The following is an 18,823-nucleotide window of genomic DNA, read 5'->3' as shown; positions in this document are numbered from 1 at the left end:
CGCCACCGCCGCCTCCAAGGGCAGCTGGTTCAGCTTTATATGCTTTTGCAATCTTCATACTTGGCAAACTATCGCCATGCTGCACAGAGAAATACAAACTTCCCTCCCCGGTTCCTAACTGAGGAATGGTAAAGTTCAGTGAAGTGGCATTCGGTGCAACTGCTTGAAGTAAGAATGAGTTAGCTGATGTAGAATCGCGGTACACCCTAACGATATCTCCATAATTCAAGCCTGAAACAGTAATCGTATCAGAGGTTCCGGACTTATTATTCGTAATTTCAATTTGATCAGGCGTCAATGATGGCCCATACCCCCGATCAATTATGCTTGTTGTAGCAGGCATGCTCATCCCTGTAGAAGAAACGGCATAAACTGCAATCCGAGTTGCCCCTAATGGAATTTGGGTATTCATAGGGATATTGGCCTCATAAATTCCCATTTCACTTTTTGGCAGACTGCTGATTGCTTTGAGCTTTTTCAGTTGTTCATCGACAAAATAAATATCGAAACGCGTCGTAGAATTGGAGCTCATACTAGAATTAAAGGATATGCTCCCTCCTATTTCCCCTACATCACCATCGTAATCCGTAAAGCTCACACTTATGACCGGGGTTTGACTATCCGTCGGCAGGGTAGAAACAGGTTCACTTGCTATATTATCTGTCAAATCATAATAACCTAATAGAAACCGGTCATTTGCCGAATTCATTGCCCATAGCATCAGGTACCTTGCGCCCGCTGGGATTTGCGTATCTTGAATAGAAAGGTTGTACCTTTGTTGCCCTTTGTTTACCTCCGCAAAAGGAGGGTCCATTGAGTTTAGTCTTGAATCCAAAAAGCTGATCACATATTTGTTCACAGCCGTTTCATTGACAACAGGAATCCAGTGCAGTACGCCATCAATTTTTCCGGCGCGAGCATCCAGATCTTCAAAGTAATCATTACCAGGATCGGCGTCAATTTTGTCCCAAAATCCAAAGTAGAACCCGTTTGGACTCTCACCTTGACTGTTTTTGCCGAAAATCCCGATCCTTACAGCTCCTGATGGAATTGCAGTACCGCTAGGCAATGTAATTTCATAAGACGGATTATTAAACCCTTGATTAAGACGAATGAGATTACTTCTAGTTACTTCAGCGATCGATTGCAGTTTAACATTGTTACCATCGACAAAATAAAGTGCATAGCTTGTTGCCGGGCCTTCTAACGAGGCTTCGTACCAATTAATCCAACCGCCGAAGCTTCCTTGAGATACATCTTCATCCAAACTTCTACCCAATAGAATGTTTGGAGTCGGAATCGCTGGATTCGTTCCTACAATAACCGGACTGCTTGTCGTGTTATCAAAAATCTGCATCCGGTACAATTCGGTTCCAACATTCCCTTTCAGGTCTTTCGGTCTCATATCCATATAAATTGCACCTGCAGGCACAATATTCTCAGCAACATCAACACGATAAGTTATTCCGGGCGATGTATGTTTGGAAACACTATAGACATTGCCAATTTGGGTTCCAGAAGCATTAGAAAATGATAATTGATAGCCAGAATAGCTAGTTTCGTTTGGGTTATACCATGAGACCAGCGGATGAATTTTCCCCCTTATTGGGTTCTGATCTTCCAATGTGTAACTAAAGTAGGGGTATGGACCTCCTTCGCCACCGTCGGTTGGAGGAATATCAACATAATCCGAGAGCTCAACAGTAGCGGCGGAAGAGCTTTCTCCAATAGCATTCTTTGCATAAATGCCTAAATATTTTGCTCCCACAAGTATGTCCGTATTTGGAAGGCGGTAGGTATAGTAAGAGCTATTTGCATTATAAGGAACTTCCGTTATTTTATTTCCGATTTTATTTTTATTTTGATCTAAGAAATACACGGTGTAACTGGTTACGATGGAAACACTTGGTGTCGCATGCCAATTGATGTTCCCGCTTATTTCTCCTGGAATGGGATCGTTATCGTAAAAATTAACATCAGAAACTGCAAGCGATGGCGGATTAAATTCTGGTGCACTATCATGTAGAGCCTGCATAGAAGTGAATTTCTGTAATGTTTTCCCATCTTCAGAAACCACAACAATTTGGCCGTTTGGCAAGTTCAACACATTTTTCGCGATGAATGGCAGATGGTATTGCATAGTATACGAATCACGATTCCAAACCGAGTCTTTTGCGAAAATATCAGCTCCTTTAGCAGCAATAATTGCAGCCCCAAAATAACCTTTCCATGCCGGAATCGGGAGAAGCGTATTTTTATCCAAAAGATAACTCGCGTAATATAGATCATTTCCGTTCATCGTGATCACGCCTAGTGCGTTGCTGTAAGCTTGGGAGACTGCCTGCTGTGAAAAATTAGTTAGATCGAACTTAATTGCCGTACTTGTGGAATAATATTCCTCTTTCCCGAAGTATAATGCATTGTCCCCTAGACTAAGGATCATACGACCTGAATTAATGTTTGTAGCGTAATTAGCCCTAGTTCCGGTAACAGTATCAATGACCTTAATTCCCGGATTTGATGCGGTGTAGATCAGCTTTTGATTACCATATACAACTTGACTAACAAAATTGCCGACATCCCATGAATAGACAGCTCCGTTGACGCTTGTCTCAGAAAGTGTATCCACTTTCATAATTTGTGTCGCTGATGCATTGCCAATATATAGCTTGTCATGGTCAATAAATAATGAATTAGGGTTGGATCCTATGGTTCGGGTTTCTTGAACTGTCATGTCGCTTGTTCGAATCCTCATCAACTGATTGCTTTCCGAAGAGATGGCAAACAGGTTTGCACCATCACTGCTGTATACGAGATCGGTCACCGACTTATCTAGTACCAGCTTTTGGCCGTCAGTCTGCCAAGATACCGGGGGAGTGGAAGGCGCCAGATTCACATTAATAATTTGTATAACATTGGGAATGTTAGGGTTCCAACCATCTGATCCTGTATAAGAATAAACATGATTCTGACTATCCATTAAAATTTTTCTTGATGCCACAGGAAGTTCGGCAATTTGAGTAAATCCTTCCCTATCATAAACATAGCTATGGTCTGGCGCGGCATTTCCGGAATTAAACGAATGACTGGTAAACACCGTGTTGCCATGAACATACATCGCGTCTTCTTGATAGGTACCTTGAATAGAGGTTAAATCTGTATTTTTAAAGCGATAGCCTGCATAAAAAACCTGGTTCCCATCAACAATAACCTTTCTGGCCGGAAAACCAAAACCGTAACCATCACGATAATTAATTTTTGAAAGTGGCTGCAGAGTCGAAGTGCTGTAAGAAAAAAGTTTGGAGCCAGTCGAGCCCGACTCGCCTATAAACAGAATATGGTTTACCGTGTCAACAGCAAGATCGGGTTCAGCATAATCCCCCCTTGATCCCGAATCCAGCATTGTCTCCACTTGCGTTGTTAAATCGTATGATGCCACACCCGATGAGCGATATTCTGTATAGAACAGCTTGTTTCCGTCGATTGCCAGTTCGTAAGGCTTTATAGAAGTATTAATCGAGCCCACTACTTCCTTTTGAGCGATATCTACAATAGCAATACCCTTTGTTCCTGACAAAGCAACATAAATCTTGCCGCCGGATTGTACTAAATCTGAAGGCGCAATGCCGAGCGCTACTTTCTTCTCTATCTGAAGGTCGCTCATTCGAATAAATAGTAGACTATTAGCCTCACTAGAGACAGCGTAAATATAACCTCTCGCTTCATCCATAACCCACTCCCTGATAGGATTGGTAAGCGTAAGTGAGGGAGATGCTTCAGTTCCTGCGTATGCTTTATTGACATTTATCCCAGGGAATATGGCAGATGAGAGAATCATAAAGATAGCCAATAGAACTATAGATATTCTTTTGCTTATTAAACTTTTGTACATTCCGGTATGCATGAAATGATCCTCCCATTTGACTTTGACAACTTTGATCTAAAGATACTATTGTCAGTAATATACTACAAATTATTATTAGAAATTACGAGAATACATCCCCCTATTCATTCAAAATCAAACTTTGCAGTCCGAATCCCAAGATAAGCAGGATTGTCTGCTCTACCAATTCTAATGACTTCGTTGCATGAACCAAATACCCTCTAACTTTGTCAAAATTTAATAATACGTTCCCCATAAATCGACATTAGAAAATGACCGCAATACAGAAAGTACGCGGCGCTTATCGCTCCAAACAAAGCCCCTTGCCGCGGACAAAAAATATCCCCACATCACTATTCACAATGATGCAGGGATATTTTTCTAAGAATGAATCAATATTTCACAACTCGCTTTACAACATCAATCATCCTAGGCTTTTCACACTATATCGAATAATCCATATCTTTGTTGTTAATCAGATACTTCACAACTCGTTTTACAACATCATTCGCATCCTCTTCAACGGAGGCCTTTCTTGCATCCGCATCGATTTCGATAAACGCATCGCCAAAAAGCTCCCGCTCTCCCGCGTACGCAGCATCCGCCGCTACCAAAGCAACAAGCCCCGCGTCGTTCATCAATCTCGCCACTTCTGCCAAACGCTGAGTAGATTCTCCAGCGCGGTTCTCGAGTAGCATCGTATGGTAACCTCTCGCAACCAAACGTTTCTCGACTTGCTTCGCAAGTGTTGCTGTCGCCGAAGCTGAGCCGCCAAACCAGATGGTTAGAGGATTTTGACCTTTTTGCTCGGCACGAACATCTCTCGTGACTTCGGCAAGCGGCTGCGTCCCTTTGTCGGAGTTTTGAAGTGCCGCATCGATAACGCCGCAAGCGGAAGTCATATTCGTAACGCGATCGATCAGAATAAAGCCGCCGATGCTTTTATTTAGTTCGAACGAATCGAACACGATATCATCCGAAAGCGAAAATTCGCATTTCGCCAACTCATTTTTAACCAACTGATGGGTTGGAACCGTATTGCCGGTATTAATATCGATTTTATGCTTAATGGCTGTTACCGTACCCGGCAGCACTTTCGTGCCCACTTTGACCAAATAGTTTTTCCCCGGCGTCAGCACGGAATCATCCATCCAAAGAATCGTTGCGCTAAAGCTATCCGCCTCTTGGATTTTACTATCCTTCGTGAATACACAGCCCCGGGAAACGTCGACTTCACGATCCAACTGAATGGTTACGGGTTGTCCGGCATACGCATAATCCCGATCTTGGTCGGTTACGAGGATGCGTTTCACTTTCGCCTTCTCACGACTAGGCAGCGTCGTCAGCTCATCGCCAACCGCGATACGCCCAGCCTCGATCTGGCCCTGAAAACCGCGGAACGTATGATCCGGCCGGCATACCCGCTGAACAGGCATCATAAATTCTTTCGCATTGTCGTTCTGGTGGACATCTACATCTTCCAAATACGGCAGCAAAGCCTTACCCTCGTACCACGGAGAATTCAGCGATTTCTTCGTGATGTTATCCCCTTCCGTTGCCGAAACCGGGATGACCTGAATGCTTTCAAAGTGGAACTCTACCGTTAGCTTGGCGAATTCTTGCTTGATCGCATCGAATATTTTAGGATCAAAGCCGACCAAATCCATTTTGTTGACAGCCAGAACAAGATGTTTAATGCCCATCAGCGCGCAAATCCGAGTGTGCCGCTTGGTTTGGGTAATAACCCCTTTCGTTGCGTCCACAAGAATGATCGCCAAATCCGCAAAAGATGCGCCTACTGCCATGTTGCGTGTATATTCTTCATGCCCCGGCGTGTCCGCGACAATGAAGGAGCGGTGGTCCGTCGTAAAATACCGGTAGGCCACATCAATCGTAATCCCTTGCTCACGCTCAGCCAAAAGCCCGTCAAGAAGCAGCGAATAGTCGATTTTGCCGCCGCGGCTGCCAAGTCTGCTGTCCAGCTCTAGCGCTTTTTCCTGGTCGGCGAACAAAAGCTTCGCCTCATAAAGCATATGTCCAATTAAGGTGGATTTCCCGTCGTCTACACTTCCGCAAGTAATAAATTTAAGCAGACTTTTCATTTTAGAAATACCCCTCCCGTTTACGTCTTTCCATACTTCCCGCCGCTTCTTGGTCAATAACCCGGGTTGTCCGTTCGGATGATACCGCACCAAGCGTTTCTTCAATAATGCTATCCAGCGTATTCGCTTCCGACTCGGCTCCGCCAGTCAGAGGATAGCAGCCTAATGTACGGAATCGCATCTTCTTCATTTCAATTTTCTCATGCGGCTCCAGCTTCATGCGATCATCGTCCACCAGGATGAGATGTCCGTCGCGTTCGATGACAGGTCTCTCTTGAGCAAAATAGAGCGGCACAATATCAATATTTTCTCTGCGAATATATTGCCAGATATCTTTTTCCGTCCAGTTGGATATTGGGAAGACGCGGATGCTCTCACCTTTATTGATTCTTGTGTTAAAAAGCTTCCACATTTCCGGCCGTTGGTTCTTCGGATCCCAGGCATGGTTCTTATTGCGGAACGAGAAAATCCGCTCTTTCGCGCGCGACTTCTCCTCGTCACGTCTCCCGCCGCCGAACGCAGCCGTAAATCCGTATTTGTCCAATCCCTGTTTCAGGGCTTGAGTTTTCATAATGTCCGTATACGCGGACCCATGATCAAAAGGGTTAATTCCTTGCTCAATCCCCTCCTGATTGGAGTGAACGATCATGTTGATGCCGAATTCTTTGGCCTTGCGGTCGCGGAACTCAATCATTTCTTTGAACTTCCACGTCGTATCGATATGCATGAAAGGAAATGGCGGCTTCTCAGGATAAAAAGCCTTCAGCGCCAAATGCAGCATCACCGAACTATCCTTCCCGATCGAATACAGCATCACGGGATTTTCACACTCCGCCGCTACTTCCCGGATAATATAAATCGCTTCAGCCTCGAGTTGATCCAGATGCGTCATTTCTTGTATGGAATCAAGAGTCATTTTTTGCATCGAAAGGTGCCTCCTTTTAATTCTTACTAAATCCATCGGTATTTTCTTATATACTATCAGATTCTAGCTTTTATGCAAAGTGGAAGAAAGTGAAAATTTCTATATTTCTATTATATTTCTCGAAATTTGTCGCAGTTTTTTTGAAAGCGTCGCTTTCATGTCGAAATAGTCACTGTATGGCGTTAAAATTCACTTTAATGTGATGGGATGGAAAGGTTCGGAAAAGCGTGGGAGCCCGGCCTCTGTTCATTTTATCCGTGGGAATATTAGATATTCTACCGTAATGAATGAAAGTCTTTTGCATAGATATTATTTTATATCGTTAAGCTTTATGCTTTCCAGTAAACTTTGAAAATCTTGAATCGAGTTTTTATATGTAATCTCATAAGAAGAATTTCGAATACTGTAAAATTGCGCCCCCGACTTGAAAATAATTAACGTATCAATCCTTTTGTCCCAATCATGTCTATTTACATAAGTTAGTTGTAGAGCGTCGAGTCCAAACAATTTCACTTGCTTTTCATCAATGATATCCTCTATGGAGATAGCTCCCTTTTTCTTAGCCCGGTCTAAGTATTGATTCAAATTCATATCCTTCGTCTCGCTCACCTTTTGCTCCGTAGAGATAAATAACATGGTGAAGTTGAAATATCTCATAGCTAACTGGATATTCTCAATATCCTCAACTGTAACGAAATCCTGAACCTTCTCTTTCACTTCGGGCTTTACTCCATCGACTCCGTCCATTTTTCTCCATAATCCATAGGCGGTAAAGCGAAACTTAGCATCACTGCTGGCATATTCATTCTTGCTATAAATCACTACAGTTCGTTTAGCCTCATTCCACTCCACCTTAGCTCCAACAGACTCTGAGATAAACCGTAAAGGAACAAAAGTGTTACCTTCTCTTAGCTTCGGTGCTACGGATAACGTGGTCAATTTACCGTTCACTTTTGCGATAGGGCTGTCAATTTGCAATTCGATTTCAATGTCCTGTTTGTGACCTGTTATCGTGCGAGTATTTGCATCCCAAGTTATTTCTAAACCCATCTGTTCAAAAATAGGCCTAAATTGAACAAGCGTAGATGAGTCTTCAATAAAAGGAGGAGCACTAAACTCTACTGGATTCGCATCAAGGATTACTCGAATAGGATCACCTTCTGCTCTGGCATTCCCTGGATTAATAATTAGAAGAGATATCATACAAAACAGTCCCGCAAAATAATAAGATATTTTCGACATATATACACTTCCTCTGTTAATAAGCTTAGGTTTGTTCCACGCATGAACTACTCTGCACAACACAAAGAGCGGGTATATGTTTAACCCGCTCCGCAGTGACTTAAACGTGCTGTATCCCTTTCAGCTGTTCCAAAATATGCGGATCCTTAATTTTCGTATCTTGTGCGAGCATCACGATTTTGGACAGTATCTCTGATGTTTTTGGGTCTTCATCCATAAAAGGAAGGAACAACTTGCCGCGATGCTGGGAATGAACAGGCAAGATGTACAGGGTACCGGCAGCCTGCTTCTGCACTGTACCGCTTCCAAGGTGCACACCGTATTCGCCCAGAGTGCCTGCAATGCGGGCGAAGTTTCCTTCCAAGCGTACGTTGGTAATCTTCATGAGCCTCAAAGATTCGGTGACGATTGCTTTTCGAAGTTCAATCGTTGTCAGGCTCGCTTCAGGATCGACCCCGCCTGCGTGTGCTACACTCACGACCAGATCCACATCCCTCATAATTTCGGAGAAGATAATGCCAGGAATGTTGCTGAGTTCAAGCGGTTTATAGGTTTTGCGATCCATGAACGAAACAGTCTCAAGGGTAGGCGCCTCAATATCTGAAGGAGAGAACCAGTCTGCCAACGCATACACTTGTGCAATGATATTTTCATTATGGTATACCTTCTGCAATCCCTCTTCATAGCTGACGGTCCAAAGACGGGTTTTCAGCAGAGCGGCGGCCCGCTTCGGCTGAATCTGATGACCGGCGTATCGTCTCGTAACTGAACCGCTCTCCAGCTCATCTTTATTAGGTAAATACAACTCTCTAAATACTTGTTTGAACGGCTGCTTTAACTGCCGATCAAAAAGAGATTTCTGATACAGGCTCCACTCCCCACTTTTATACAGATGGAATGGGTGCGCAATGCATAGAATATCCTCAGCGGATAAAGGATACGCATCGCCAGCCACGCTGAGCAATTGTCCGTCCTCATAGAACCCAAATCTGTCTCCGGCCTTAAAGACAAGTGTACGAAGAAGAGGAGCGATTGTCGGATTCTTCATCAAATTCGAAAGCTCCTTATAAATGAAGGTGCTCTCCGATTCCATACATTTCTCGAATTCACTCTTCGCCCGCTTGTATTGATCCCTTAAGCTGGTGACTGTTTCTTTCAAGGAAACAATATAGGGGTGCTTGTTGTACTTTGAGGGCAAGGATTTCAGTATCTTGCCTTGCTTGGTTACCTCAATGTCGGCACGACCAGACTCATCAATAACAAGCTTCACTTCAATATCATCAATCTCCATCGGCTCGAGTAGATGAAGGATCTCTTCCATTTTCCGCGCTTCCATATCCCATTTGAGCCTAATCACATCTTGATACCCTGCGTTTCGAGACAAATTATCGAGGGCAATGGCCGCCGCTTTTGCTTCGCTGGCACTGCGCTGTGCCCCGAATTTCTTACTCTCTTTAAGGAACTGCTGAATATATTCATATCTGCCGAGCACATCCCGGTCGCGATCTTGGCCGATCGGGATTAAGCCGTAACTGAGCAAATGGTCTTTATTCCGCTTGGCCTCCACAGAAGCCCGGATTTCATTCAGGTCCAGTTTGCCAAGAACAGCATCCGCGAACAACTGGGACCTGCGGTGATTGGCTCCTGCGGATATATATTTGGCACATTGATACAGCACATTGAACCGCTTCTCGCCTAATTCCTGATAAGCTTCCATGAACCAATGGATATCCAATGCCCCATCGTTGAATTCCGCCGGTGAAATCGGTGAATAGTGGGCGACTATCGTTTCTTTCTCTGCGGAGAAGCTGTCATTGACATGGGCATGAAAGTACCACGCGGCGCTTCGCAGCCCATTCCACTTCAAATGCTCGGATACAAGCTCGATCCATTGCGGGGCGTACATCGCTGCCTCTAGCAGCCGCTTCTCGGAAATGCTCTTTCCTTGCAGCATTTCTGCGAGCTTCTGAGCATCGTCACCTTTTTTCGGATGACATACGCGAAGAAGATGACTAAGTGCTTCTTTCTTGGTCCTGCTACCGTAAATATATCCACGCACAAACGCATCCTGATCGAGACTGGATAAAATGGCAATGAAATATTCGATCCCCTCATAATAGCGGATACCCATCGCGAGATCGGATACATCCGTTGGCAAGTCACCACGATTCAGTTCCAATTCCAGGATCACGGAGAGGACTTTCTCCGTAAACCGATGTATCGAAGGGTTTTGCTTTACGAAGTCTACCCTTTTCTCGGTGATCGTTCTGACGTGCTGCTGACTCCTTCGATTTCGGGTCATGAGCTCTCTATAGAGTTCATCATCGTCGATGAGGCCTAGATCATGTGCCCGGACAAACGCTTTGAGCTCCAGGTGAAAATCCTCATAATGAGTAAGCCTGTCGAGATTCAGCGCCATCGCAAAATACTCGAGAAAAGAATGATCATCATAAGCGAGACTGCCGGACCAATAGCTCCATGGCGATGTAAGGGTAGACCACGCCTTTGAGTTATCCTCAAGCTCCATCTTCTCCAAAGCGCCAATGATTTTATTTAATATTTTGCTGGACATGGAGAACCGTTCTTCCTTATCACTGTCATCGAAGTAGGCAAAGAGGATTTGCCGAACTTGTTGGAGATACGGCAGGTTCGGGATAAATTCGAAGAATGCATGGATCGTCTCCATCGGATACAGATCCGATAATAACTTTTTCCCCCACTCTCCCAATGGCTTATACCGAATCATCTCCCAGCTTGTCAGCTTATCCGTACCGTACTTATAAAGTGTGTCCGAAGAGAAATAAAAAACGATCTGAGTGAGCTCTTGAGGCGTACATTCGCTATCTTGCAGGTAACGCTCCCATACTTCCGCTAGCGGATAACCTTCCAAGTGTGTCTTTTCATGTTCTTGCTTCTGGTACCCCTTTAGACGATCCAACCTTGCTCCCAGCAGATGGTTCTCCTTACTGCCTGCATACCTTTCCACTGTATATTCATAATCCCGATTTGTATGGATCAAATCCGATAAACCTTGTAGAAAAGATTTGATCTTGGCGAACGACATCTCAAAGAAGTCTTTTACGCAAACATCCGGATAGTCCGGAAGCTCGTGGAGCTCCTGTTTCCTATGCGGATCAAATAAGCCGAATCCGTTATAGAGGCCCTTCTGCTCCTGCTGCTGCAAACGATCGACCAGCAGACGCTCTTTATCCGAAGGCTCCTTGATGCTTGCAAGGTGAGGCTTCACCCGCTCAAATTGGGTAACTAGCCCGTCATCTTCTTTTAACACACAGAGCATCTCCAAGGCGCCTAAACGCTGCAGCTCCACTGGGCTCTCAAGAAGCGTTTCAATAGAATGGTCTAACTGATCCAAGTCCTGCTTCAGAAGAATCATGATGGCGTTTTGTCTAAGCGCGCCGGTCTTTAGCTTTAAAAGACCTTGAATCATTTCGGCTTCCAGCGGAGTAATCTTCATTTCGTTAACTCTAGTTAACGCCGCTTCGCGATTGGATATACTTTTGTCGGATAAGGAATCGAAAAGAAATTGTCTCTGCACCGGATTGGTTACATCGCTCGTAAAGGAACGGATCACAGCACTACGCAGGTCGGGACTGACCCGGTCCTTAAGGGCAATAACCTGAGCGATCAAATCAGGGTCCAGATCATAAGCCGCGAGATATAACATCTTATTGGCGATTGCATCGGTGGAGTGGGAATATGTCATCCAGTCAAAGACTTTTGACTTTTCCACAACCTCCAGCTTCGGCATTTGATCCAGCATCGTTTTAAATAGCTCGAATTGCCGGACCCTTTCCTCTTTCCTTTCTAGTATGGCGACTCGTTCGACGCTCGGTTTGTTCTTAAGGGCTTCATAATCCGGATAAGCTCTCCAAATGCTTGACCACTTATACACGTAATTGGTAATGACTAGCGACTGCAGCTCCAAATCGGATTGCGCTATATAGGGAACGGAAAGAGAGAAACGGATCTCGTCATTCTGACTTTGTGTCAGGAAATATTGCGCTGCGATCTTCTGGTACGTCGCCCCGTTCTCCATAATGTGCCGGAGTCGGTCATAGAGTCGGTCCTCTTCTCTGACAGCCGTAGACCATAGCGAGAAATACAACTTATGAACATCATTACTTTCCGACCACTCCAGACACAGCCCCTCATCGCTCAAACAGGTGTGCGCATACTCGATGCATTGCTTGACAACCCTGGTGTTAGCCGCTTCAAGTGCAAGGCCAGTCCATACATCCAGTGCCCGAATGACGGAGCTGTATCGGATGAAATCATTGTCAATAATGATCTTAAGAAAATACGTAAAGGCCTCAATCGTGCCTTCATCCATGGACTCAACAATACTTTGACGCAGGCCCTCCTGCAGCCGCGCAGCGATCAGCATCTGCCCGAGCATTTGATGAACCTCTTCTTGATGGCAGAAGAAGATGCCTCGAATCATAGCCCGATTCAGAAGGGCCGTGTTGTTATCTCCGAACAAAATTTCCTTAAGGGCTTTAAACACTTTCCGGTTGTTCTGATCTAGTTCGTAGGCAAGCACATAAGAAACCATCGAGCTGTCGGTTTGGTTAACCGGTGTCGTAAGGTACTCTATGAGCGAAAAGTTGGTACTAGTGAGATCATAGAGAGCAAGCAACTTGCGAAGCATACTTTCTACATGAACACGTGGGTTCTTCGTCCGGAACGGTCTGCGCATATACCCAACGCTGTAAGGGTACTCGGTTATATGTGCGGCTAAATACCGCATGATCTCAGCCGGATAGTCACCAGCCTTTTGCTTGATGATAGAAATGAAAGGGGCAAAATAAGAATCCTCCGTACCTTGCGCATGAAGTTGATCGAGGAGTACGACGATCTCTTGATAGTTCAAGCGCCTTTCTCGAGGAGCCTTTTCCATGTGGTCCAAAATCAATAATTCCAATTGCTTGGCTGCTTCATCTTTCTGATGAGAAATTTCCACTTAGATTCCCTCCATTACCAAAGTCGACCGCTTAACATCGTAAATTTAATAAATGCAATGTCATCCCCATCCTGAATGTCAATCCTGGAACTCAGATCCGATACTTCTTCATCACGTATAAACACCCGATACAGCCCATCCTGAAAAGCTAAAAGAGCAGTTTGAATGGATTCTTGTTCGTTCGCCTGTCTATCATCATACTTGGAGCCGAAGCCCACTTTTCCTTCGATCCCTCTATTGTTAATCTCTTCTTCTGTTAAAAATGCAATAAGCTGGCTCTCCTCAGTCCGTTCATTATATTCGCGAACATGATGTGTAACGACTTCAACAATTAACTCTCTGAGAGTACCAGGTTCGGATGCGAGGATGTATTCCTTTTTCGTTAGGAAAGGTTTTCTCTTGCCGATGCTTTTTACGGTAAAATTGATTTTCATTGCAGTTTCCTTTCCGCCGTAAGATGTGGAAGCATTGTTTTGGCTCATTTCATCCACTTTAGCTCAACACCAATCCTAATGACTTCGTCAGAATGAAGAGTTTCCCTCTGACTTTATCGAAATTTAATAAGCACAAATAAAAAAAGACCCGGAGCATTATGCTTCCGGAAACAGTTGATCTTACTATTAAAAAAAGATGCTTCGAACTCTAGCAATTACATTCCTATAAAACTCGGACGCAATATCCACTTGCCCTACAACACTAGCGTTTCTTTGATTCATATCAAGAGACTTAACTTGCTCGCATAGCGCATGTCCTGTAAGGAATACATTTCCATCCTCTGGATGATTAATTGCTATCCCCTCCTCGGGAATGGGAACATGGTATGGGTATTCCCTATCTGTGTTAGTTATAGGTACGACAGCAGCAAATTTTTGTGCAAGCTTTCCAGGATTAATGATCCCTTCAGATACCACAAGAGCTGGTCGCCTTCCGCCTTGCTCGTATCCAGTTCTCGGGTTTAGATCCACATATACAATACTTCCACGCTGAATATTTCCAGTTATAGTCATTACCAGATCTCATCTCCTACAAGGTCTGGGATGGGATCTTCAATTTCAGTAACATTTGATTTTTCGCATTCTTCGCGTAGTTGTAAGGACAATGCACGTAGATAATCTGGGTTATCTTCATTAAATGTCGTAGCGGCAGCCCGTAGGACTAGCTCCTTACCATCGGTTACGATCATTTCGATATCAACTCCATCTGCGAATTTAACCAGCTCGGAAATTTCCTGCGGGATGCGGACGGCTAAGCTATTTCCCCATTTACGGACAGTTGCTTTCGTCATGTAAATCATCCCTTTTCTCTTGTTTCCATTTTGTACCATTATATCACGCCTCTCGAAGCCTGTATATACACAGTATATACGGGAACCAAATAAATGATACCCTATTATCAGCGGATAGTTTCTTTGGTTTAGAAAGTGTAAGTGAGTCCCCCCCAATGAGAAAATACTAATACTTGTTCCCGTAACATTCTAAAAACCTCCCAAATCACACTGTCAAAGTGGAAATCGGAGGTTTCATTTTGGTATTAGAGACCAAATAATTCACTTACTTCACTATATCGCCCTTTGTCGGAATACGGACTCCCTGGGGCATATTAAAGGTAGACACACCGGAGGACTGCTGCACGCCAGGATTCTGTATCGTGATGCTGATCTTCAGGTTGGTGCTTCCCAAGTAATTTGTTCCGTTGCCCGTTGGTATATTGTCTACCACTTCTCCTTCATACACAAGCTTGCCATTATCGTACATCTTGCCGGTTCCGTTGGCATTTCCATTCACGAAATCGCCGTCGTAGGCAATCGTGCCATTCATATAAAACTTGCCTTTACCCTGATAAATACCATCCTGATGTTCTCCATCATAATAGATCGTTCCGTATTCGTAGAACTTGCCTTTCCCTGACATGACTCCAGATGTAAACTGGCCTACATACTTATCCCGCTCATCGTCAGAAATAAAGGTGCCCGTACCATTGTATGTACCGTTCTTGAACGTTCCCGTATATCTTGTTTTTCCATTTGCATGGTATTCAGTTCCCGTTCCCTCTGGAATGACCGAATCTGAGGTAACCTGCCCAGCGTATTGCAGATAACCTTCGGGCGCGTAAATTTTGGCATCCCCCAATTTATTATTCTCCGGACGTGTCATTTCCGAATACACGCTGCCATCCTCATTGTAGCCTATGTCCTGAATGACTCCATTTACTCTTTTTCCTTCTGAGCGCAGTTTCCCGTCTTCGAAAAACGTTTTGCCGACCAGAATTACTTTCCCATTCACGAATTCGCCTTCATAACGCTTTTGTCCGTTTGGGTAGTACGCTGCCCCTTGTCCATGCGCCACACCATTTACAACCTCACCTATGTATTTGTATGTTTTATCGGACATTTTGACCGTCGTTTCCTTCACAACAGCGCCAGGTTTATCCACTTTGGCAGGCACTGGCGGTGCAGTTGCTGGCACGTTGGCATTCGCCGCTCCATTCTCTCCATCCTTGGAGGTGCTGCCCGGCGCCGGTTCATTGGCAAGGACAGGTGAGGCGTTCTGACCAGGAGGTGTGGAAGCAGATGGTCCAGAGCTTACGTAGACAGGTTGAGACGTGATTTTCCCATACAAGTTGTAGGCCAATGTTCCACTAATAGCAAGAAGAGAACCTAACAACAAAATAGCGAGCACATTCTTCATGATGTCACCTCGAAGATTATTTAATTTTGGCTATCATCTACATGACGCAAATACATATATTTCCTACTTAGACAATGACCTGTTTTCTACGTTAACATACTAGAGGTGATATTGAAAGTATCAATGGGACGTTTTCCGTTCAGCAGAAAACATAAAAACCTCTCAATTTGAGAGGTTTTGAAGACACTATTAATCTCCTACATTGCTAATCAATCCGATTTCCTCTAATTCACTTTACATTCTCAAACCTCATTAAAATTCCGTCCGAACGATTCAAATGAAAAAATGTGATAAAGTTGTCCAGCGAGGTATCGCCGCTTTTCATTTTCTTAAGCATTTTCCGGCTTCGATTCAGAATGTAATCTTTATGATCAATGGAAAAAACAAATCCTAAGCCAGATGTCATGCTAAATCCCTCAAAATCGAGCACTCGTGTGTAGAGCAGGGGTTTGCTTATTGTGTTATTACTTAAACTAATATCAATGATTTTGATAGGCTCGTTTAAATCATTCAAAATGTCATTTAGCACAAGCACCCCTTCCACCTTATCGACGTGTATGACCTCGTATAAGGAGGACTTTGATTGCAGCATTGCCGCTATCAATTCGTTCTCGATCTGGTTCTCGGAGGAATAGTTCTCTGCGAAAAGCGATAATGTACTCTTTCCAGCACGTAATTTTTCATAAATATTAAAATCGTATAGAGCATCATACTCAACCTCATGTTCCATAACCACCTGATCCCGGTTATTTAGGATACCCAAAGCATGAGCAGCTTGTTTGAAATCAGCTTCAGCAACGTAATCATCTAAAATTTTTGTATGCAGTTCTACTTGTGTTTGTCTATATTGCTTGTACCGCTCAATGTTGTTCATCGTTATTTCCCCATTCTAGTCCCTTTTAATAATAACCATACGTTCCCCTGCATCCCAGCTTACCTCTGCCCCAAGAGCTTCACTGACAAAGCGCACCGGAACTAATGTCGTACCATTTAATAACCGCGGTGCAACATCTAGACTTACCTCTTTATTATTAATTAAAGCTTTATCTGAATCAATGATTAGCTTAACGCTTATATCTCCTTTTTCAGCTGTAATGCTTTGCATGTCCCCATCCCAGAACACCTGAGCTCCCAAAACGCTGAAAATTCGGCGCATAGGCACAAGAACAGTTCCGTCCTTCAACAAAGGCTTCTCATCCGCTGAAAAGTCCAATAAATTATCATCTAACTTCAAAGCTATCTGATCCCCATATTTAACAACAACACCTAATTTTTGCTTTGCCTTAACAGCTTCAATCGCTTGCTCAGCCAAAGGATTATTAATCAGGTTAATCTCCCAGAGATTCGTATGATCCCGAAGGGCATCAATATCCGTAACACGGTTATGTTCGAGATTCAAACTTTTTAATTTGGACATTGCGTAAAGGGGTGAGAGATCTTCAACTTTATTTCTACTTAAAGTAAGACTTGTTAATGAGGTTAGACTTTGCAATGGCTTGAGATCATCTACTTCATTCCCTGATAGGTTTAATCCACCTAATCGTTGCAGCTTAGCTAATGGGCTTAAATCCGTAATTTGATTATTGTCCAATCCTAAGTAGGTTAAATTCTTTAAATTGCTCACGAATCCGATGTCTGAAAGATGCATATTGTTTAATGTCAAAAATCGCAGCATCTTTAGGGACACTAACTGTTTTAGATTAGAAACCGGATTACCATCCAGACTTAACATCCAAAGTTTATTTAAAGAGGATAATGATGAAATATCAACAACTTTATTATTATCTAATTGAATGTCTTCAAGATTGGTAAGTCCAGCGATTGCGGTAATATCTACAACCCTAGTATTTCTAATCTCAAGACCTGTAAGGGAAGTTAATTCAGCCAGAGGAGCAATATCAACAATTTGATTATGATTCAACCTTAGCGTAGCCAACTTATTCATTTTACTCAAAAAGGAAATATCCTCGAGCTTCAATCCACTCAAATCCAGTGAATGGATCTCTCTAAGCGACTTGAGAATGGAAAGATCCATGATCGGATTATTATCGAGATTTATCATATTTAGCTTGGGCATGTTACTAATAACACCAATGTTGGTTACTTGGTTTCCACCAATCGAAAGGACTTCAAGATTCTCGAGTTTGTGTAGTGAGGAAATATCTTTAATCCTATTATTATCTATAAAAATAGAGCGTAAATTTACCAGATTGGCGAGAGGAGCGACATCCCGAATATGATTGATATAGGCACCAAGCGACTTTAATTGAGTAAGTTCACTAAATGGCGAGAGATCTTCGATCTCATTCGCATAAACTTGTAGATTGGTTAGCTTTTTTAAGTTTTTTAACGGCTCTAGACTTTTAATTTTATTATCATAAAGATTCAAATCTGTTAGTTCTGTTAAGTTGCTAAGTGGATTCAAATCCGTTATTTCATTGTAATCCAGAGTAATCCTTTGCAGTTTAACCAAACCTGCAAGCGGAGAAAGATCAGTAATCTTGTTCTGTTCGATACTTAACCGTGTTAAATTCGTTGCAGATTCAATCCCTTTGAGGCTTCGAATTCCCAACCAACTTGCTGAGGCTAGTTCAGTAAGAGATTGCATATCATCCCCCGTTATGTCCCCTTCCGGTTTATGCAGTTGTTTGCGTATGTAACCTTCAAAGGCCGGGTCATCGAAAGTAACAGCGGCGGATTCAGCATACGTGGTTTTGAAAGTTATAAGTGGTGTTATGACTGAAATAGATATAGCTGATATTAAGATTATTTTGAAAATGAAACCTCGATTAAACAACAATTCTATCCCTCCTAGGTAAAATTTAACAGACCATAAATACCTTAACATATTCCTTCTTTTAACACTATTAAAAACTCTTTTTTATGAGCTATGCAAAATTTTGAAGATATCGGTGGAAAAGAAAAGAGAGGCTGTCCCATAAGTCATAGAAATGACTGAGGATAGCCTCTCATTTTTTGTAAACAAAAAGAAACCGTTCTTTG

11 protein-coding genes are annotated in these 18,823 nt (G+C 43.3%); all 11 read right to left on the bottom strand.

Annotated features, from left to right (window positions below):
* Positions 1-3,904, bottom strand: a 3,904-nt coding sequence (locus AC3WRW_RS30965) for a YncE family protein (RefSeq protein WP_492550062.1), incomplete at its 3' end; no start/stop codon positions are given.
* A gap of 422 nt (positions 3,905-4,326) precedes the next feature.
* Positions 4,327-5,985, bottom strand: coding sequence for a GTP-binding protein (locus tag AC3WRW_RS30960; protein WP_492550061.1), 1,659 nt, complete (start codon positions 5,983-5,985; stop codon positions 4,327-4,329).
* 1 nt (position 5,986) lies between these two features.
* On the bottom strand, positions 5,987-6,910 hold the full coding sequence (gene cysD, locus AC3WRW_RS30955) for a sulfate adenylyltransferase subunit CysD (protein ID WP_492550060.1): 924 nt from the start codon (positions 6,908-6,910) through the stop codon (positions 5,987-5,989).
* Positions 6,911-7,219: 309 nt separating this feature from the next.
* Positions 7,220-8,152: a stalk domain-containing protein gene (locus AC3WRW_RS30950; protein ID WP_492550059.1), complete on the bottom strand. Its 933-nt coding sequence runs from the start codon at positions 8,150-8,152 to the stop codon at positions 7,220-7,222.
* Between the two features lie 100 nt (positions 8,153-8,252).
* Entirely contained in the window at positions 8,253-13,133 is a 4,881-nt protein-coding gene (locus AC3WRW_RS30945; protein WP_492550058.1) for a DUF4132 domain-containing protein, read from the bottom strand.
* Positions 13,134-13,147: 14 nt separating this feature from the next.
* Positions 13,148-13,615, bottom strand: a complete 468-nt coding sequence (locus AC3WRW_RS30940; protein ID WP_492550063.1) for a hypothetical protein — start codon at positions 13,613-13,615, stop codon at positions 13,148-13,150.
* A 138-nt stretch (positions 13,616-13,753) separates the two neighbouring features.
* Positions 13,754-14,140, bottom strand: coding sequence for a type II toxin-antitoxin system PemK/MazF family toxin (locus tag AC3WRW_RS30935; RefSeq protein ID WP_492550057.1), 387 nt, complete (start codon positions 14,138-14,140; stop codon positions 13,754-13,756).
* Complete coding sequence (locus tag AC3WRW_RS30930) at positions 14,140-14,418, bottom strand: AbrB/MazE/SpoVT family DNA-binding domain-containing protein (protein ID WP_492550056.1); 279 nt, start codon at positions 14,416-14,418, stop codon at positions 14,140-14,142. Before AC3WRW_RS30930 ends, AC3WRW_RS30935 begins: the two co-directional genes overlap by 1 nt.
* Positions 14,419-14,683: 265 nt before the next feature.
* The gene (locus AC3WRW_RS30925; protein WP_492550055.1) at positions 14,684-15,820 is read right to left on the bottom strand and encodes an MORN repeat-containing protein; all 1,137 of its coding nucleotides are present in this window, start codon (positions 15,818-15,820) and stop codon (positions 14,684-14,686) included.
* Positions 15,821-16,049: 229 nt separating this feature from the next.
* Entirely contained in the window at positions 16,050-16,694 is a 645-nt protein-coding gene (locus AC3WRW_RS30920; protein ID WP_492550054.1) for a DUF7986 domain-containing protein, read from the bottom strand.
* 15 nt (positions 16,695-16,709) lie between these two features.
* The gene (locus tag AC3WRW_RS30915; RefSeq protein WP_492550053.1) at positions 16,710-18,620 is read right to left on the bottom strand and encodes a leucine-rich repeat domain-containing protein; all 1,911 of its coding nucleotides are present in this window, start codon (positions 18,618-18,620) and stop codon (positions 16,710-16,712) included.
* Positions 18,621-18,823: the final 203 nt, after the last annotated feature.

It is taken from the genome of Paenibacillus sp. FW126-R14 (genome assembly GCF_058789495.1).
This window is presented reverse-complemented; position numbering and strand designations above follow the sequence as displayed.